This is a genomic window from Pseudomonas sp. LBUM1649 (assembly GCF_059716155.1).
Map to the genome: position 1 here is coordinate 6501020 of NZ_CP166807.1, position 16612 is coordinate 6517631.

At 54.0% G+C, this 16612-nt stretch carries 14 protein-coding genes and 1 pseudogene; 8 read left to right on the forward strand and 7 right to left on the reverse strand.

All coding sequences use genetic code 11. The features are described 5' to 3' along the window. Positions 1–26: 26 nt before the first annotated feature. Positions 27–1595, forward strand: a complete 1569-nt coding sequence (locus ACA058_RS30230) for a phospholipase D family protein (RefSeq protein WP_497637172.1) — start codon at positions 27–29, stop codon at positions 1593–1595. 6 nt (positions 1596–1601) lie between these two features. On the opposite strand, the gene ACA058_RS30235 is transcribed toward ACA058_RS30230, so the two are convergent. Both ACA058_RS30235 and ACA058_RS30240 read right to left on the reverse strand, forming a co-directional pair. After that, positions 1602–2744 (reverse strand): MFS transporter, encoded by a 1143-nt coding sequence (locus tag ACA058_RS30235; RefSeq protein WP_497637173.1) that lies wholly within the window; start codon positions 2742–2744, stop codon positions 1602–1604. Between the two features lie 280 nt (positions 2745–3024). Then, on the reverse strand, positions 3025–4518 hold the full coding sequence (locus ACA058_RS30240) for an aldehyde dehydrogenase (protein WP_497637174.1): 1494 nt from the start codon (positions 4516–4518) through the stop codon (positions 3025–3027). Positions 4519–4752: 234 nt separating this feature from the next. On the opposite strand from ACA058_RS30240, the gene ACA058_RS30245 reads away from it, so the two are divergent. Then, on the forward strand, positions 4753–5115 hold the full coding sequence (locus tag ACA058_RS30245) for a cupin domain-containing protein (protein ID WP_008054608.1): 363 nt from the start codon (positions 4753–4755) through the stop codon (positions 5113–5115). A gap of 97 nt (positions 5116–5212) precedes the next feature. Here the strand turns inward: ACA058_RS30245 and rpmG are convergent, their stop codons facing one another. Both rpmG and rpmB read right to left on the reverse strand, forming a co-directional pair. Continuing rightward, entirely contained in the window at positions 5213–5368 is a 156-nt protein-coding gene (gene rpmG, locus ACA058_RS30250; protein WP_007894709.1) for a 50S ribosomal protein L33, read from the reverse strand. 11 nt (positions 5369–5379) lie between these two features. Continuing rightward, complete coding sequence (rpmB, locus tag ACA058_RS30255) at positions 5380–5613, reverse strand: 50S ribosomal protein L28 (RefSeq protein ID WP_003176907.1); 234 nt, start codon at positions 5611–5613, stop codon at positions 5380–5382. A 447-nt stretch (positions 5614–6060) separates the two neighbouring features. On the opposite strand from rpmB, the gene ACA058_RS30260 reads away from it, so the two are divergent. Next, on the forward strand, positions 6061–7644 hold the full coding sequence (locus ACA058_RS30260) for an ABC transporter substrate-binding protein (protein WP_497637175.1): 1584 nt from the start codon (positions 6061–6063) through the stop codon (positions 7642–7644). Positions 7645–7745: 101 nt separating this feature from the next. Here ACA058_RS30260 and ACA058_RS30265 read toward each other — a convergent pair. Further along, a pseudogene (locus ACA058_RS30265) lies at positions 7746–7904 on the reverse strand (JAB domain-containing protein); the annotation flags it as partial. 47 nt (positions 7905–7951) lie between these two features. Between ACA058_RS30265 and ACA058_RS30270 the strand changes: the two are divergent. From ACA058_RS30270 to ACA058_RS30285, 4 genes are read left to right on the forward strand one after another with little or no spacing between them, the layout of a single operon-like run. Continuing rightward, on the forward strand, positions 7952–9184 hold the full coding sequence (locus tag ACA058_RS30270) for a tyrosine-type recombinase/integrase (protein ID WP_497637176.1): 1233 nt from the start codon (positions 7952–7954) through the stop codon (positions 9182–9184). Beyond that, entirely contained in the window at positions 9144–10751 is a 1608-nt protein-coding gene (locus ACA058_RS30275; protein ID WP_497637177.1) for a site-specific integrase, read from the forward strand. The genes ACA058_RS30270 and ACA058_RS30275 overlap by 41 nt, the downstream gene beginning before the upstream one ends. Next, positions 10748–13168, forward strand: coding sequence for a hypothetical protein (locus ACA058_RS30280; RefSeq protein WP_497637178.1), 2421 nt, complete (start codon positions 10748–10750; stop codon positions 13166–13168). Before ACA058_RS30275 ends, ACA058_RS30280 begins: the two co-directional genes overlap by 4 nt. After that, a complete protein-coding gene (locus tag ACA058_RS30285; RefSeq protein ID WP_497637179.1) occupies positions 13165–13524 on the forward strand; it encodes a hypothetical protein in 360 nt (119 codons plus the stop codon). The genes ACA058_RS30280 and ACA058_RS30285 overlap by 4 nt, the downstream gene beginning before the upstream one ends. 97 nt (positions 13525–13621) lie before the next feature. Here ACA058_RS30285 and ACA058_RS30290 read toward each other — a convergent pair whose 3' ends face one another. Beyond that, entirely contained in the window at positions 13622–14047 is a 426-nt protein-coding gene (locus ACA058_RS30290) for a hypothetical protein (RefSeq protein ID WP_497637180.1), read from the reverse strand. Positions 14048–14133: 86 nt separating this feature from the next. Here ACA058_RS30290 and ACA058_RS30295 point away from each other — a divergent pair, with 86 nt between their 5' ends. Next, positions 14134–14454, forward strand: a complete 321-nt coding sequence (locus tag ACA058_RS30295) for a helix-turn-helix domain-containing protein (RefSeq protein ID WP_497637181.1) — start codon at positions 14134–14136, stop codon at positions 14452–14454. 470 nt (positions 14455–14924) lie between these two features. On the opposite strand, the gene ACA058_RS30300 is transcribed toward ACA058_RS30295, so the two are convergent. Beyond that, the gene (locus ACA058_RS30300; protein WP_497637182.1) at positions 14925–16364 is read right to left on the reverse strand and encodes a DUF1254 domain-containing protein; all 1440 of its coding nucleotides are present in this window, start codon (positions 16362–16364) and stop codon (positions 14925–14927) included. Positions 16365–16612 lie beyond the last annotated feature (248 nt).

A 16612-nucleotide genomic window follows, 5' to 3' on the forward strand; every position in this document is an offset into this window, starting at 1 on the left:
CCTGCCACCAATCGGAACGATCCCACGTGAGAGTCAGACATCCCCTGCTTGCTCTTGTGTTACTTGCCTCGTTCCTGAGTGGCTGCGCCAATTTCGACTTGCAGCGCGGATCGAGCCAGGCATTGCCGGCGAGTGACTCGGCGTTCGGCCGCTCGGTGCTAGCCCAGGCTGCACCGCACCAAGGGCAATCCGGTTTTCGTCTGCTTTCCGACAGCATCGAGGCCTTCACCGCCCGCGCCGAGCTGATTCGCAACGCGCAAAGCAGCCTCGACTTGCAGTACTACATCGTCCATGACGGCATCAGCACCCGGATGCTGGTGGCTGAACTGCTCAAGGCTGCGGACCGCGGCGTACGCGTACGCATTCTGCTCGATGACACCACCAGCGATGGCCTGGACAAGACCATCGCCACCCTGGCGGCGCATTCACAAATCCAGATTCGCGTGTTCAACCCCTTGCATCTGGGTCGCAGCACCGGCGTGACGCGCACCATTGGCCGATTGCTCAATCTGTCGCTGCAACATCGGCGCATGCACAACAAGCTGTGGCTGGCCGACAACAGCATGGCCATTGTCGGTGGGCGCAATCTGGGGGACGAGTATTTTGATGCCAAGCCCAACCTGAATTTTCGCGACATCGACATGCTCGGCGTCGGCCCGGTCGCCGAGCAATTGGGGCACAGTTTCGACCAGTACTGGAATAGCGCCCTGAGCAAGCCGATCGATGAATTTGTCTCCAGCAAACCGACTGCCGAGGATCTGCAAAACACCCGGACCCGGCTGGAACAATCCCTGGAGGAATCGCGCAAACAGAACCACGCGCTCTATCAACAGTTGATGACTTTCAAAACGCAGCCGCGCCTGGACATCTGGCGCAAAGAGCTGATCTGGGCGTGGAGTCAGGCGCTGTGGGATGCACCGAGCAAGGTGCTGGCCGACGGCGAGCCTGACCCACAGTTGCTGCTGACGACTCAGTTGGCGCCCGCACTCGATGGCGTCAGCAAAGAGCTGGTGATGATCTCGGCCTATTTCATACCCGGCCCACCGGGGCTGGTATACCTCACCGGACGCGCTGACGCCGGAGTGTCAGTACGCTTGCTGACCAACTCACTGGAAGCCACGGACGTCCCGGCGGTGCACGGCGGTTATGCACCGTATCGCAAGGCGCTGCTGGAGCACGGCGTGCAGCTCTTTGAGCTGCGCCGTCAGCCCGGCGACGACAGCGGCAGCGGACCTCGCCTGTTTTCCAGCAAGTCTTATGGGGATTCCGATTCCAGCCTGCACAGCAAGGCGATCATCTTCGACCAGCAAAAGTCCTTCATCGGCTCATTCAACTTCGATCCGCGCTCGGTGCTGTGGAACACCGAAGTCGGGGTGCTGGTGGACAGCCCGGAACTGGCAGGCCACGTTCGTGACCTGGCATTGCAGGGCATGGCGCCGCCCCTGAGCTACCACGTGCAGCTGGAGAATGAGCAGGTCGTATGGACCACCGAAGACGACGGCAAAATGCACACCCTGACCAGCGAACCTGGCAGTTGGTGGCGGCGCTTCAATGCATGGCTCAGCGACATCGTCGGGCTGGAGCGGATGCTTTAAAGGATCTTACGCTGGCTGTACTGCGCCAAACGCCCCTTGCCGCGACAGCAGAATCACCAGGCCAAACGCCCCCGCCGCCATCAGCAATGGCAACGCATGCCCGCTGATCCACTGGCTGCCGGCACCGGCGATCAACGGCCCGAGCAGACAACCGATCCCCCACAGCTGCGCGATGTGCGCATTGGCCCGAACCAGCGCATCGTCGCGATAACGCTCGCCGATCAGGATCAGCGACAAGGTAAACAGCCCACCAGCACTGGCACCGAACAGCACCCACAGCGGCCAGATCAGCAGGGTATCGATCAGCATCGGGATCGCCAGGCTAGACACCAGCAAGACCACCGCGCAACCGGTAAACAACGCACGCCGCGACACCCGATCAGCCAGCGCACCAATCGGCAATTGCAGCAAGGCATCGCCGACCACCACCGTGCTGACCATCGCCAGGGCGATTTCCGTGGTGAAGCCCTGGCGCAGACAGTAAATCGGCAGCAGCGTCAGGATCATCGCTTCGAACGCCGCGAACAACGACACCGCCCAGGCAATTGCCGGCAGGCCACGGCAGAAGGTCAACAAATCACCGAACGTCACGCTGCAGGCCTCGCTGCCGGGCGCACCGTCGCGCCCCAGTAACAGGAACGGCGCCGCCACCAGCAGACCGACGCCAACCCAGAAACCGTAATCGTGCTCGGTACCCAGCACGCCCAGCAGTATCGGCCCGGCCAACTGGCTCAACGCGTAACTGCTGCCATACAGCGCCACCAACCGTCCGCGCCACTCTTCGACCACCAGTTGGTTGATCCAGCTTTCACCGAGGATGAAGACCAGGGTCAGAATCACGCCGATCATCAAGCGCAGCACCAGCCAGACCGGATAGCTCGGCAACAGCGCCAGCAAACCGATGGACACCGCCCCGGCCCACAGGCACAGGCGCATCAAATTGGCCGTGCCCAGACGGGCCGCCAGATGACTGGAAATCTTCGCGCCCAGCAGCACGCCAATGGCCGGCATCGCCGCCATCACACCGATGGCAAACGAGCCGTAGCCCCATCTTTCCAGGCGAAACGACACCAACGGCATGCTGACACCCAGGGCCAGGCCGACACTCAAGACAGACGCCAACACGGCGAAATACGTCGCCCAACGCATGTTCCACGCTCCTGTGGATATTTTTTTGATCAGCACAAAACACTGTGGGAGCGAGCCTTTGTGGTGAGGGGATTTAGCGAACGTCGCACCGCCCCGTTGGGTCGCGCAGCGGCCCCAAAACCTGCAACAGCGGAGTATCAATACACCGCTTGCACTGGCTTTGCGACTGCTTCGCAGCCGAACGGGGCGGTGCGACGTTTCGCTAAATCCCCTCACCACAAAGGCTCGCTCCCACAGGGGATTTGCTTTGAGCCCCGGCATAGCCAGGGCTCGTGTCACATTACAACTTGATCCAGGTCGCCTTCAGCTCGGTGTACTTGTCGAACGCATGCAGCGACTTGTCGCGGCCGTTGCCCGACTGCTTGAAGCCACCGAACGGCGCCGTCATGTCGCCGCCATCGTACTGGTTGACCCATACGCTACCGGCACGCAGTGCGCGGGCGGTCAGGTGGGCCTTGGAGATGTCCTTGGTCCACACTGCTGCGGCGAGGCCGTATGGCGTGTCGTTGGCGATCGCGATGGCTTCTTCGGCGGTATCGAAGGCGATGACCGACAGCACCGGCCCGAAGATTTCTTCCTGGGCGATTTTCATCGCGTTGCTCACGCCATCGAAAATCGTTGGCTCAACGTAGGTGCCTCCGGTTTCCTGAAGCGTGCGCTTGCCACCCGCGACAAGTTTGGCGCCGTCGCTGTGACCGGACTCGATATACGACAGCACGGTGTTCATCTGCTGGGTATCGACCAGCGCGCCGGCGTTGGTCGCAGGGTCCAGCGGGTTGCCCGGGGCCCAGGTTTTCAGCGCTTCGATCACCAGCGGGAGGAATTGGTCCTTGATCGAACGCTCGACCAGCAGGCGCGAACCGGCGGTGCAGACTTCGCCCTGGTTGAACGCAATGGCGCCGGCCGCGGCTTCAGCGGCGGCCTGCAGGTCTGGCGCATCGGCAAACACGATGTTCGGACTCTTGCCGCCAGCTTCACACCAGACGCGCTTCATGTTCGACTCGCCGGAGTAGATCAGCAGTTGCTTGGCAATCTTGGTCGAACCGGTGAACACCAGGGTGTCGACATCGTTGTGCAGGGCCAGGGCCTTGCCGACGGTGTGACCGTAACCTGGCAGCACGTTTAGCACGCCTTTCGGAATACCGGCTTCGACGGCCAGGGCAGCGATGCGGATAGCAGTCAGCGGCGATTTTTCGGACGGCTTGAGGATCACCGAGTTACCAGTGGACAGCGCCGGGCCAAGTTTCCAGCAGGCCATCATCAACGGGAAGTTCCACGGCACGATAGCGCCGACAACGCCGACTGGCTCGCGAGTGACCAGACCCAGCTGATCGTGCGGAGTAGCCGCCACTTCGTCGTAGATCTTGTCGATGGCTTCGCCGCTCCAGCTCAGGGCTCGCGCCGCGCCGGGAACGTCGATGTACAGGGAGTCGCTGATCGGCTTGCCCATGTCCAGGGTTTCAAGCAGGGCCAGCTCTTCGGCGTGTTGATTGAGCAAGCCGGCGAAACGGATCATGGTGGCTTTGCGCTTGGTCGGCGCCAGGCGCGACCAGACACCGGAATTGAAGGTGGCGCGGGCGTTTTCAACAGCGCGTTGGGCATCGGCGGCGTCACAGCTGGCAATCTTGCCCAGCAGACGACCATCGACCGGGCTGATGCACTCGAAGGTCTCGGCGGATACAGCATCGGTGTATTCGCCATTGATGTAGGCGCGGCCTTCGATCTTCAGATCGCGAGCGCGTTGTTCCCAGTCGGCACGAGTCAGGGTGGTCATGCGAGTGTCCTCCTCTTATTGAATACGACACCCGCGTTCTTCGCGGGCGCTGTCAGGAATTCTGCCCGGCCAGCCTGCTTACGGCCCAAGGCAACCACCACCCTAAACCAGCGGCAGGTGAAGTTTCAATATATTTGACATAACGCCAGCAAACGGCCTTGCGATGTTCATTTTAATAAACATAGACTTTGGCATCACCAACCACTCGCACCGCAATGACGGGGGAATACAACAATGAGCATCCAGAACATCGTCGACTTCAGCCAGGCCACCACTGCCGTCGAACGCTATCGCCCAGACCCGGCGAAAGTCCTCAAGGGCGATCCCGAGCAAGCGGTGTACAACCACTACAACAGCCCTTGCGGCCAGTTGAATGCCGGCGTGTGGGAAGGCGCCGTCGGCCAGTGGCTGGTGAATTTCACCGAGCATGAATACTGCGAAATCGTTCAAGGCGTATCCGTGCTGCGCGACAACGATGGCAACAGCAAAACCGTGCGCGCGGGCGATCGCTTCGTGATCCCGGCCGGGTTCCGTGGCACATGGGAAGTGCTGGAGCCGTGCCGCAAGATCTATGTGGCGTTTGAACAGAAGGCCTGAATATTTGTGCTGTCCTGACAGGCACCACAAAATTAAAGCAACAAAAAAGGCCCATATCTCGCGATACGGGCCTTTTTCGTAAGTCGGGAAAAATCAATTACTTGATTTTGCCTTCCTTGTAGATCACGTGCTTGCGAACAACCGGATCAAATTTCTTGATCTCGATTTTGTCCGGGGTAGTGCGCTTGTTCTTGTCGGTAGTGTAGAAGTGACCAGTACCGGCGCTCGAAATCAAACGAATCAATTCACGCATGATTAGCTCCCTTAGATCTTGCCAGCGGCGCGGATTTCGGCCAGCACGACAGTGATGCCACGCTTGTCGATGATGCGCATGCCTTTGGCAGATACGCGCAGACGCACGAAACGTTTCTCTTCTTCAACCCAGAAGCGGTGATGCTGCAGGTTCGGCAGGAAACGACGACGGGTTTTGTTATTTGCGTGGGAAATGTTATTCCCAGTCACCGGACCCTTACCGGTAACTTGACAGACTCTCGACATGCCTCAGCCCTCTAAAACCACATGCCCAACCCGGCATGGGTTGGCCGCTTAATCTCTCAGTCATTTGGCGCCAGGCGCCGCGTTTCTTTAAGGGTCTTACCGGCTACACCTACAAACGAAGGAACCGGGCCCCTAGAAAAGAGCGCTGCTTTATACCAGAAAGACTCGAGAGCAACAACATTCGGTGTGCGTTGAGTTGATAAAAACCCCACTTTTCAGGCGCCAGGCGCCCTGGATCAAGGCTATCGTGGATTGCGACCGCTCGTCGCAGAGAAATCTTCCCGACAGGCCAATCCAGCTTTTTCCAACCAACGCTCACCAGAATCGATCGGCTATAGTCCCCTGAAAACGAAAAAGGGGATAGTCATTTGCAATCCAGCCCACTAGGGTAAGCCTTTTCCAGACTGCACCTGCAGATGGGCCTTCGATCTGTAAAGGAACCCGACCATGCGCCTCGCTGCCCTACCGCTGTTGCTTGCCCCGCTTCTGCTGGGCCCACAGGCCTACGCCGCCGCCCTGAGCGTCTGCACCGAGGCCAGCCCCGAAGGGTTCGATGTGGTGCAATACAACTCGCTGACCACCACCAACGCCTCGGCCGACGTGCTGATGAACCGCCTGGTGGACTTCGACAACGCCAGTGGCAAAGTGGTCGCCAGCCTCGCTGACAGCTGGGAGGTCACGCCGGATGGCCTGACCTACATCTTCAAATTGCACCCGCAGGTGAAATTTCATCGCACCGACTACTTCAGCCCGACGCGCGAACTGACTGCCGAGGACGTGAAGTTCAGCTTCGACCGGATGCTCGACCCGGCCAACCCATGGCACAAAGTCGCCCAGAGCGGCTTTCCCCATGCTCAATCGATGCAATTGCCCGCACTGATCAAGAAGATCGACGCGCTGGACCCGCTCACCATACGCTTTACCCTTGATCACCCGGATTCCACCTTCCTCGCCACCCTGAGCATGGGCTTCGCCTCGATCTACTCGGCAGAGTACGCCGACAAGCTGATGAAAGCCGGCACGCCGGAGAAGCTCAACAGCCAGCCGATCGGCACTGGCCCATTCGTTTTCACGCGCTTCCAGAAGGACGCCACGGTTCGCTACAAAGCCAATGCCGAATACTTCGGCGGCAAGCCTTCGGTCGACCCGCTGATCTTTGCCATCACCCCTGACGCCAACGTGCGCTTGCAGAAATTGCGCCGCAATGAATGCCAGATCGCCCTGTCGCCCAAGCCTCTGGATGTCCAGGCCGCGCTGAAAGAGCCGACGCTGAAAGTCGAAAAGACTGACGCCTTCATGACCGCCTTCGTTGCCATCAACAGTCAGCACCCCCCCTTGGACAAACCTGAAGTGCGCCAGGCGATCAACCTCGCCTTCGACAAGGCCAACTACGTCAAAGCCGTGTTCGAAGACACCGCCGAACCTGCCAACGGCCCCTACCCACCCAACACCTGGAGCTATGCGAAAACGTTGCCGGGTTACCCGCATGACATCGAGAAGGCCAAGGCGTTGATGGCCAAGGCCGGGCTCAAGGATGGTTTCCAGACCACGATCTGGACCCGCCCTTCTGGCAGCCTGCTGAACCCTAACCCGAGTCTAGGCGCCCAACTGCTTCAGTCCGATTTGGCGGAAATCGGCATTCAAGCCGAAATTCGCGTGATCGAATGGGGCGAGCTGATTCGCCGCGCCAAGGCCGGCGAACACGACCTGCTGTTCATGGGCTGGGCCGGTGACAACGGCGACCCGGACAACTTCCTCACGCCGCAGTTTTCCTGCGCGGCGGTCAAGTCCGGCACCAACTTTGCCCGCTATTGCAACCAGGACCTGGACAAGTTGATCAGCGCCGGCAAGACCACCGGCGAGCAAGGTGTGCGCACCAAACTCTACGAACAGGCCCAGACGCAGATCCAGCAACAGGCATTGTGGCTGCCCCTGGCGCATCCAACCGCCTTCGCCCTGACCCACAAGGATGTCGAGGGGTATGCAGTCAGCCCGTTCGGCCGTCAGGACTACTCGAAGGTCAAATTGTAGGAGCGAGCCTGCTCGCGATGGGCGTCAACGATGACAAGGGCCGCCTGAAAGAACGCGGTGCCCCTACCACCATCGCGAGCAGGCTCGCTCCTACAGGGGGTTCACATCCACCCATACTCCGCCATCGACAGCGGATCGCCGTCCCCGATGATGAAATGGTCGAGTACCCGCACATCGATCAGGTCCAGCGCCTTTTGCAGGCGCTTGGTCAGTAGCCGGTCGGCCTGGCTGGGGTCAGTGTTGCCTGAAGGATGGTTGTGGCAGTTATGGTATATGCTTCCTGACGTTGCAGATTGGGAGCGTCCAGATGCCATTTCATCGCCTCTGCCAAGTCAGGTTAATCCGGACTGAACGCCAAGGTCTTCGCCCTTTTCTCCTGATCGGCGGAACGCCTGTCATCCTTGCAAACCTCTGGGCTGAAGACCTGCTGCATTCGTTCAGCCAGAATACGGTCGAAAGCTATCTTAGAGATGTCGCCATAGCTTACGAGTGGTCGCTGGAACGCGGTTCTCCGCTTGAGTCCAAAATTGAACGTTTCGCAGTCTTCAGTCCTAACGAAATCCGTTCTCTTGCTGATCGCCTTTGTCAAACCGCGCAAGACCAAAGCGCTGGCCAGTCAACCTGCATGCGTCGCCTAGAAGCGATGAAGTCGTTTATAGATTATTCATTTGATCACTATATCGAACTACACCGACTCTCTCTTTCAGAACAGACCCAAGCAGAGAAAAATAAAACAAAAATAATCAACAGACTTCGTAAGAAAATAATACATAACGCCAATCAATCAGCACCCTCCCAACCATCCACAGCTTTAACTGAATTCGAGCTCCAACGAATAATTCAAGCTGTAGCGCCTGAATCGCCAGACAATCCATTTTTGACAGCTGAAATTCGTTTTAGAAATTACTGCCTTATCCGAGTCATGCTAGAAACGCTGGCTCGTCGAGGCGAAGTCGTGCTTATCGAGCTAACCGACTTAGAGCTTGGCCATTGCCCAACAATAACTATCAAGTGGCCAACAAAAAACAACCAGCAGAAACGAAAAGACGGCGCCTGCTTGAAAACAAGAGGCCGAACAGTCCCAATAAGCACAGATCTAGCCGAAGCACTTGAACACTATATATCTTCATATAGAGACGATTTGCTAGTACCGAAACGGCCATGCACCGCGCTATTTGTTAGTTCAAGAGATGGAAAAAGGCTCTCCGCTCGCACAGTAAACTCGATATTACGAACACTAAGTATTGTTCCAAATTTAAAGAGCATGACGACTCGAGTCCACCCTCATGGTATTCGAACAACTGCAGCCAACACTGCTAGGAAACTCCTAGAGAATAGTCCGGCCACGAATATCGACATAGCCGACTCGCTCGCCTATCTTGGAGGATGGGCCCCTGGGAGCTCGATGGTCCAGCACTATACAAAGCTTTCAATATCTGACCGACTTGGAAAACTTCTTAGACAACCGCAGAGTGATTCTGCGAAAAGAGGTGAAAGTAATGGAAAGCCTTCCTCCGACAGCTCTGACCCGCGCGATTGAACAGTTACTGAACGAAGAGTTAGAGGCATTTCCAACCACCATACTCTCGGTGTTCGGTCAAACGATAAAAATTATCGAAAGTGACGAATGGACCTGGAGCTTGCAGATTGAACATATTGGATACGGTGTCATTGCAATACCATGGATGAAGCAGCATCACTCCAATCCATACTTAGACTGGATTCTTAGAAGCTGGACAATTGATCGTATAAGAACCCACATCGACCTCGGCCCAATTAAAGTTGCCAAGTACTATTTTTCGCTTTTACACACGTTCGAAACAGACCCAGTAAAACTTGAATCACTCATATTTGATTATATACAGGCGGAAGCAATCGAAGCAGCTCTGCTTTCCAAGAAAGAGCAAATCATCGCCCTTCGAGCAATGTACCGGTGGTGCCTTGAAGAGGATCTACCGGGGTTCAATGAGCACAACTATTTCGAACTCGAGCAAATAAAAACCACCAACCAGGATAATCGCTATTTTGTGACGATGAGAGATGTAAATCATGGTCCATTCACTAGAGCCCAACTCTCACTTGCAGAAAATAACTTAGAGACAAAGAAAAACAACCTTCTAACTCAACGCGCGATGTTCTTACTTGGGAGAGATTGGGGACTGCGCCCAATTCAAATGGCATTACTTCAAACTCCCGACTTCGATGAAGATGAGGGGGGTCCGTTTGTGATGGTTCCAAGTGTAAAAGGGATACGGAGATCAAAGCTGCGCAGACATCCCAGCAACATGGTTAAACGCTACATAGCGGATGATACTGCTGAAGCCGTAAGGGCGCAGTGCAAAGAAGCAGAACGATTAGTTACAGAAGCAACCCCAAGAATAATGGAAATCTGCCGCGTACACGACCTAAAAATCCGAAAGCTACACACACCGCTATTCCCAAGCCCAGATCGAATGCCTGAGCGACTAGTTAGGCTTTTACAAAATCCCAAACTCGCCCAGTATGCTCTCCACATGGACAGTAATCATATATCTCACAATATGAGATCATTAACCTGGCTACTAGGCATAAAAAATCCTCATTCGAGGGCAACCGAAGTCTCTGAATACATGGAGATTTCTGCCTATAGACTTCGCCGAACCAAAGGCACATCTATGGTGTTATCTGGGGCTACTCCCGAGGAAGTAGCTGAAGCCCTTGATCATCAAAGCATTCATTCGATAAGCCATTACTTTAGATACAACTTGGACCTTCACGACTTCATTAATCGCGTGCACATGGCGAGCCCAGAAATACGGACAGCAGTTGAGATGTGGAGTGGTCGATTCCTTCCACAGAACGATGAAGACGACTTCACTTATCGCCCCATCAGCAACCTTGGAAAATGCAGCAGATCCACGCCATGCCCATATCATCCGACGGTCACCTGCTACGCATGCTCCAGTTTTAGGCCGAGTCGATTTGCAGATCACCAAGCCGCACTACGTGGAATCCAAGATTTCCAATCTATGCTTGCCAGTGGATCTACAGGCCCTATTGCTCAACAGGTAGAAGCCGCTCTATATGGTGCCAAAGCAATTCTAATTGCGATTAAGGAGTTGCCATGAGTGTTATATCAAGAAAAGTATTGGATCTTAGTCTTTCGGTAGCGAATAGCCTATTCGAGAAGTGCAAAAAAAATGGCACTGTTGAGGGCGATTTTCAAGGACAAACCTGGCGATACAAAGGCAAGAACATTTTGTTCACAGAGGTTTCTCCGGAAAGGACCAAGCTTGCAGCTAATCACACACCTCTACCGGATATTCCCGGTCGACTTGCTCGCTGCTTCGCCATTAAAGAAATAGCGCGCAAACAATCTGGAGAGTTGGTGGTTGGACGGTTGGTGTCGATCCGACATCTTGCCTGGATCGTGAAAAGAGAACACGCGAATTGGCCAGCCTTGAACCGCAACATCCTTGATAAAACTATTGATTCAATTAGAGATGGGCGGTCAGCCGCAACCACTTATCACTGGGCGACAAGCCTGAGCGCATTTGTGGACTACCTCAACCAGCTGAGCGCAATTATTGATGGGGTGGAGTATAGATATTTAGATCGGTTCATAAAATGGAACCATGGCGTCCCTAATCCAATCCGATCATCGCTTGAGTTAACTTCACCTGAGTTTTCGGGTCGTGAACAAGAGCTTTATACTCCAGACCTCCATACTGGTTTAGCTCGAGCTAGATCATTGGTAAAAGCTAATCCATCGCTGGAGCCACACCCTGGTTACGATCTGATAAGGCTTGAAGCCACCAGTTTCGGAATGGCGCTTGGGTTGAGGATTGGAGAAATTTGTGGTCTTCCCAAAAACTGCCTAGATAAAGACGGCGATACGGGATTACCTTTTGTGCGCGTGCCAACTTTAAAAGGTGCTCTTTGTTCAGCTACGGCCGTAGCTGAAATTTGGTATGAGCCCTTGAAGCAGGCATTTGATTATCTAACTAATACATGTGCCGCAGCGAGAGAACGAGCGGCAGAAATCGAGAAATCTGGATTTAGTTTTATAGACAGAGCACTTAACGACCACAGAAAAACACATCCACTTAGTGAGTGCAAACTGCAACAACTTAAACTAACAAACCTCCGCCAAAACACACACTTTTTTATCGATGAAATTACTTCTTGCCTGGACATTTCACCCAAAGAACTTTCCTCCGGCGGACGTTTCCATGAATGCACTCGCGAACTCCCTAGAATTGTTGGGGCAAGAGTAGCTAGCTGGCTGGATGAAAGATTTAGACTGTGGGACTGGTCATTATATACAAACAAGTACAAGGTCAACTTGCACAGCATATCGGTACTAGATATAGGTAAGCATTGCGGATCTTCAAAAGCAGCGATGATTCGATCTGAATGGTTTATCGACGACTTACGGGCTTTCATGGAGCGCATGCGGCAGCAAAGGGCTTTCAACCCCGAAACCGTCATTGATCAAAAAGACATCTTGGATTGGAGCGAACGATGGTCAGATTTACGATCACAGATTTTATCCCATCGAGGAGGTGCCGCTGGTGGGCCATGCACAGTAGTCGATATCCAAAGTTTCAAGGATAAACTGGAATCAAAATTTAGATATTATTTGAGCATGCACTTTAAAGAGCAGTTCCCTAGACCGGACGCCGAGGATTCTGAAGATGTGTCTTCTTTTGTGACGAAGGATTCGCCGCCTGGGCATGCAAATAAACTAAGCGATCACATGATTGTCATTTGGGAAAACCAATTCAACTCTCGAGCAAATCGAGGAATAATTCCAAGGCCCATCCTTCGATCTGACTTTTACCACTATCTTAGTGCTAATGCGGTCAAACAAACAATATTTCAGCGACTTAAACTTAGAGGGGAAAACGGAGAAATATTTTCTTTCACCCCCCATCACATACGCCGCTGGGTGACTACCGCCGTTCTACGTGCCGGCCCCTCAGAGACGGCTATTGATTTGTGGATGGGGCGGACGCCTCACCAAACGAGGCACTATGACTACCGAACGGCAAAGGAACGAGCCGAGCACATCAGATCAATGTACATGACGGAAAATCCACCGGCGGATTTTTTAGGGAAAAAAGTTGTTCGGTGGCGAGAGGAAGGCCTTTCCGATGAAAAGATCGAACGAATCGTCATCGACAAGCTAAAAGTACTAAATTATACCCCTTGGGGCGGCTGCTCTCGGGAATTATACGTAAACCCATGTAACAAGGGACTTATGTGCTTGCGAGGTTTTGGTACTTCGGCTGCATGTGAGTCGTTCCACATCAACGTCCATGATTTAGAAGCGAGATCCGCCATTGAATCCCTAAGAGACAAGTACAAAAAAGTTCTTGAAACTGTACTGGATAATTACGAGCCACTTACTGTAGAAATTAATCAAGAACTCGATCACCACGAACCATTAGATCAGCACATTCTATTTATGTCAGACCTAGTTCGCGGCTGCAATGAAGCTCTTAAGCAATATAGTAATAATCCCGAGAAGCAAGCACTATGAACCGGCAAAAAAAATGGCAACAAAAAGCCCTTTCTATTCTAGACGAGTATGAGCTGGGGCTGCATAAAGAAAAGCTAACCCAAGTAAAATTTGCCGAACTGTTAGGTGTAAGTAGGCAAACATTATGGCGCGACGAAAAAATCAGGAATCGTTTCATCTCCGCCACTGAACGTTTTAACTCAAAGAGCAAGATTTCTCGGAGAGACTGTGAGATGAGGATGCGGCTACTCGAGAATCAGCTAGAAAAGCTCAAGACTGAAAACGACGCTCTAATCCAAGTTATTATGGACGCTGCCAGATCATTACGGGACAGCGGTATAGACCCACGCCTCTATCTTAGCGACGCCGCAAAATGACTGAACCTCACGTCCCTTTCCTCAGGATAAAGAACCTCTACCCTATCCGAACAAGATAGAATAAAACGTGACAATCAGCCGCGTATTCCTTAGCGACTCAATCGACCAGCTTTTGATAAATTGTTTGGCAGTAGGTTACGGACGTCTTGGGCTGCGGCTCCGGAAAAAAGTAATGCCGACCGTCGAGGAGGGTATATCGCACCGACGTGCCATCTTTGCTTTGAGCTACCTCCATCAGCACCTCCATTCGCCAATCTCCAACCCCATTAAGCCATCCTGGAGAAACCAGCTGCACGGATTTTACGTAAAAGCTCTCCACACTCCGGTCCAAGATGAGCTTCAGCGTCCCCGCGCTGTCTACGAACACGACGTCGTGACATTCAACACCTTCTTCGTTCCGAACAAGCGTCACGTGGAACCATGGCGACATCAGATGCTTTTGAATGAAATGCCAGCCTTGGTGACCTGGCTCAAGCATCGCTAGAGTACTGCTGATTTCTGCCTGACGATTGGTGACGAACATAGCCAACCCCCAAAAATGAACAGTATACGCTGTAGTCATATACTGTTCAGAAAGTGCCTTATCATTCCTTTTGCGGATCAAGCAAAATGGAACTGAAAAACGCCTTTGGGACGGTTCTCCGGTGGCTGCGTGTGAAACAACGCCGAACTCAAGAAGATTTTGGCACCCTCAGCAGTCGAACCTACATCAGCACACTCGAGCGGGGCCTTTACGCGCCAACCATCGAGAAGCTAGACGACATTGCCACGGTACTCGGTATACATCCGATCACGCTGATGATTGTGAGTTTCGCGCTGAAAAACAATCGCACGGTTGCGAAAGTACTCGAGGACGTTATCGAAGAAATTGAACGTCTGGAGCTCGCTGAAGGCATAGCGAGTCTGCGTAAGCAGAAACAGGAACCCTAGAAAGCACACGACCTCCCAAATCGGCTTTCACAACACCTTTTGGGGCGGTGATCCGCTCAGATTCCCTCGCGACGAAACAGACCGCTTCCATGATTGTGGCCAGCACACCCCACGAGCTCTCCATGGCAGCGGTGAACACATTGAAATTGCTCTGCGTAGCAGGCGGCGGGAAATGAGACCAGTTACAAAAAGACTTCCCGCTTAGTTTTCGCATGAGTGCGAAATTGCGCTCCACTTGACCACCCGTTTGCATTCGCTCTGACCAGCGATTGCATCGGATTTGACCAGCACGTGTTGTAACCATGATCGGCACAGAACGGCCAAAAGCTGCCTATCGTGACATGTAGTATTCCGTCCAAAGCGCCCCGATTTAATCCGCTTGGTGTAGTTTCGTTATGCAGACTGGATACCTATCGAAACTGCAAAAAAAACCTCCAATGCCAAGCATTGGAGGTTGCGCTCCTGCTTGCTTACTCAACTTTGACGATCTTCGGCGGTATCCAAGTGTCGTTCAACACCGAAGGTGTCGCTGGGTCCGGCCAATACATGCGCAACATGGGCACGAAGTCTCCCTTGGGCGCCGGCAACCAATTAGCTTGCTTGGCGTTACCTGGTGAATCGTGCTGGAAGTACAAGGTTAGTGAGCCGTCAGCGTTGTATTTGAGGTTGTCACGCGGGCTTACGGTGAACTTGTTCAGGGCATTCGGAGTAAACCACCAGCCCTTATCGACTTCGTACATGGTGATCGACCAGAAGCCTATCACCGGCGGGGTCTGACCTTTGGCAAAGGTCAAGGTGTACTTGTGTGCGCCGTTCAGCTTCTGCCCGTCGCTGTCGACCTCCGTGTTCGGGTACACCGCGTCCTCTTGCAGGTTGGCGGGCCAGCCGAAAGCCGCTACTACCGCGCGTTTCATGTAGTCGGTACCGTAGACGCCAAGGCCTTTGGTAACGATCCAACCGTTAGCCATCCGACCCATTGTCTGTTTATTGTTGCCGATCAGGGTCAGTGCGTCTTGCGGTAGGTTTTTGATCGCGCTTTGTACGGCCGGGTCTAGCTTACTCAGTTCGAAGGACTTGCACGGCTCCAGACCGATGGTCGCCATGCGCGCCAGGAGCGGCGCATCTATCGCGGCTGGTGGCGCATCCTTGCACATCAACGCGGCCAGCTTGTTGAAATAGCCCTCGGTGCCCATATCAAGAATGACCTTTTGTGGCGCGTCGGTCATGCTGAAACCCGGGTTGGGATTCACTGGCGGTGCCTGGTAAGTGTAGGGCTTACCCCATGCTGAGAGCGGAGTGACTTTGTATTGGTCTTGCAAGGCGTTGACCGCCTTGTAGTCCTTCTCGCTACCGTTTGCATAGGTCCGCCCCAAAATGACTACATAACGGGTATCGGCCTTTATTTGGCTCATGCCTGGGGGCACTGTTCCCCGCCACCCGGGTCCGGTGACTAGGTAGTTGGCGGCCTTTCCACCGGTAGTGCGGGCGCCAGGGGTATGGAAGTCGGTCATCCACAAGTCGGTGAAGGGGAACAGGTAGAGGCGTTTCCCCATGTCGGGGTGACTGAACACCTGTGGCTCGCTGAGATCGAGCCAGTTGATGGAGTACAGGGTGTCCGCGTTTGGCGCAGACACGGCCCGTTGCTCCGCTGGTGGATAGCGCTTGATATTGAGAAATTGCCCCATTGGCGCGTGCAAGCCTTCAGTCTTGGCGACATTGCTCATCTGCACCCGGGTGATTTCCGTGGTAAGCAGCGAATAGCCATAGACATAGGCGTCTTCAGCAATCTGTCGGGCTTCCTCGGTCTTTATTTGAGTACTTGCGGCTTGGTTGTGTTCGGGTGAATGGCTGCCACAAGCAGCCAGACTCAAAGTTATGGCGGAAAGTAAAAATGAGTGTTTACTAGTCATAGTTCCGTTTCCTTTTGAAATCGTCGTAGTCATAAACAGCCGCGAGTAATCCTGAGTGCATACCGAACTTTAGACCGCCTCAGCTATCACGATACTTTTTTCGCGCACCCTATATGTCGCTATCCACGTTGCGTGTGGGTATGCAAACGTCAACCTCGGGTCGACGACTACCTATCCGGACAGACCGCTTAGGGTCGATTAGCGACCACTACGCATTGCGACTGATCCACCCTTGTCTTCCCTCAACC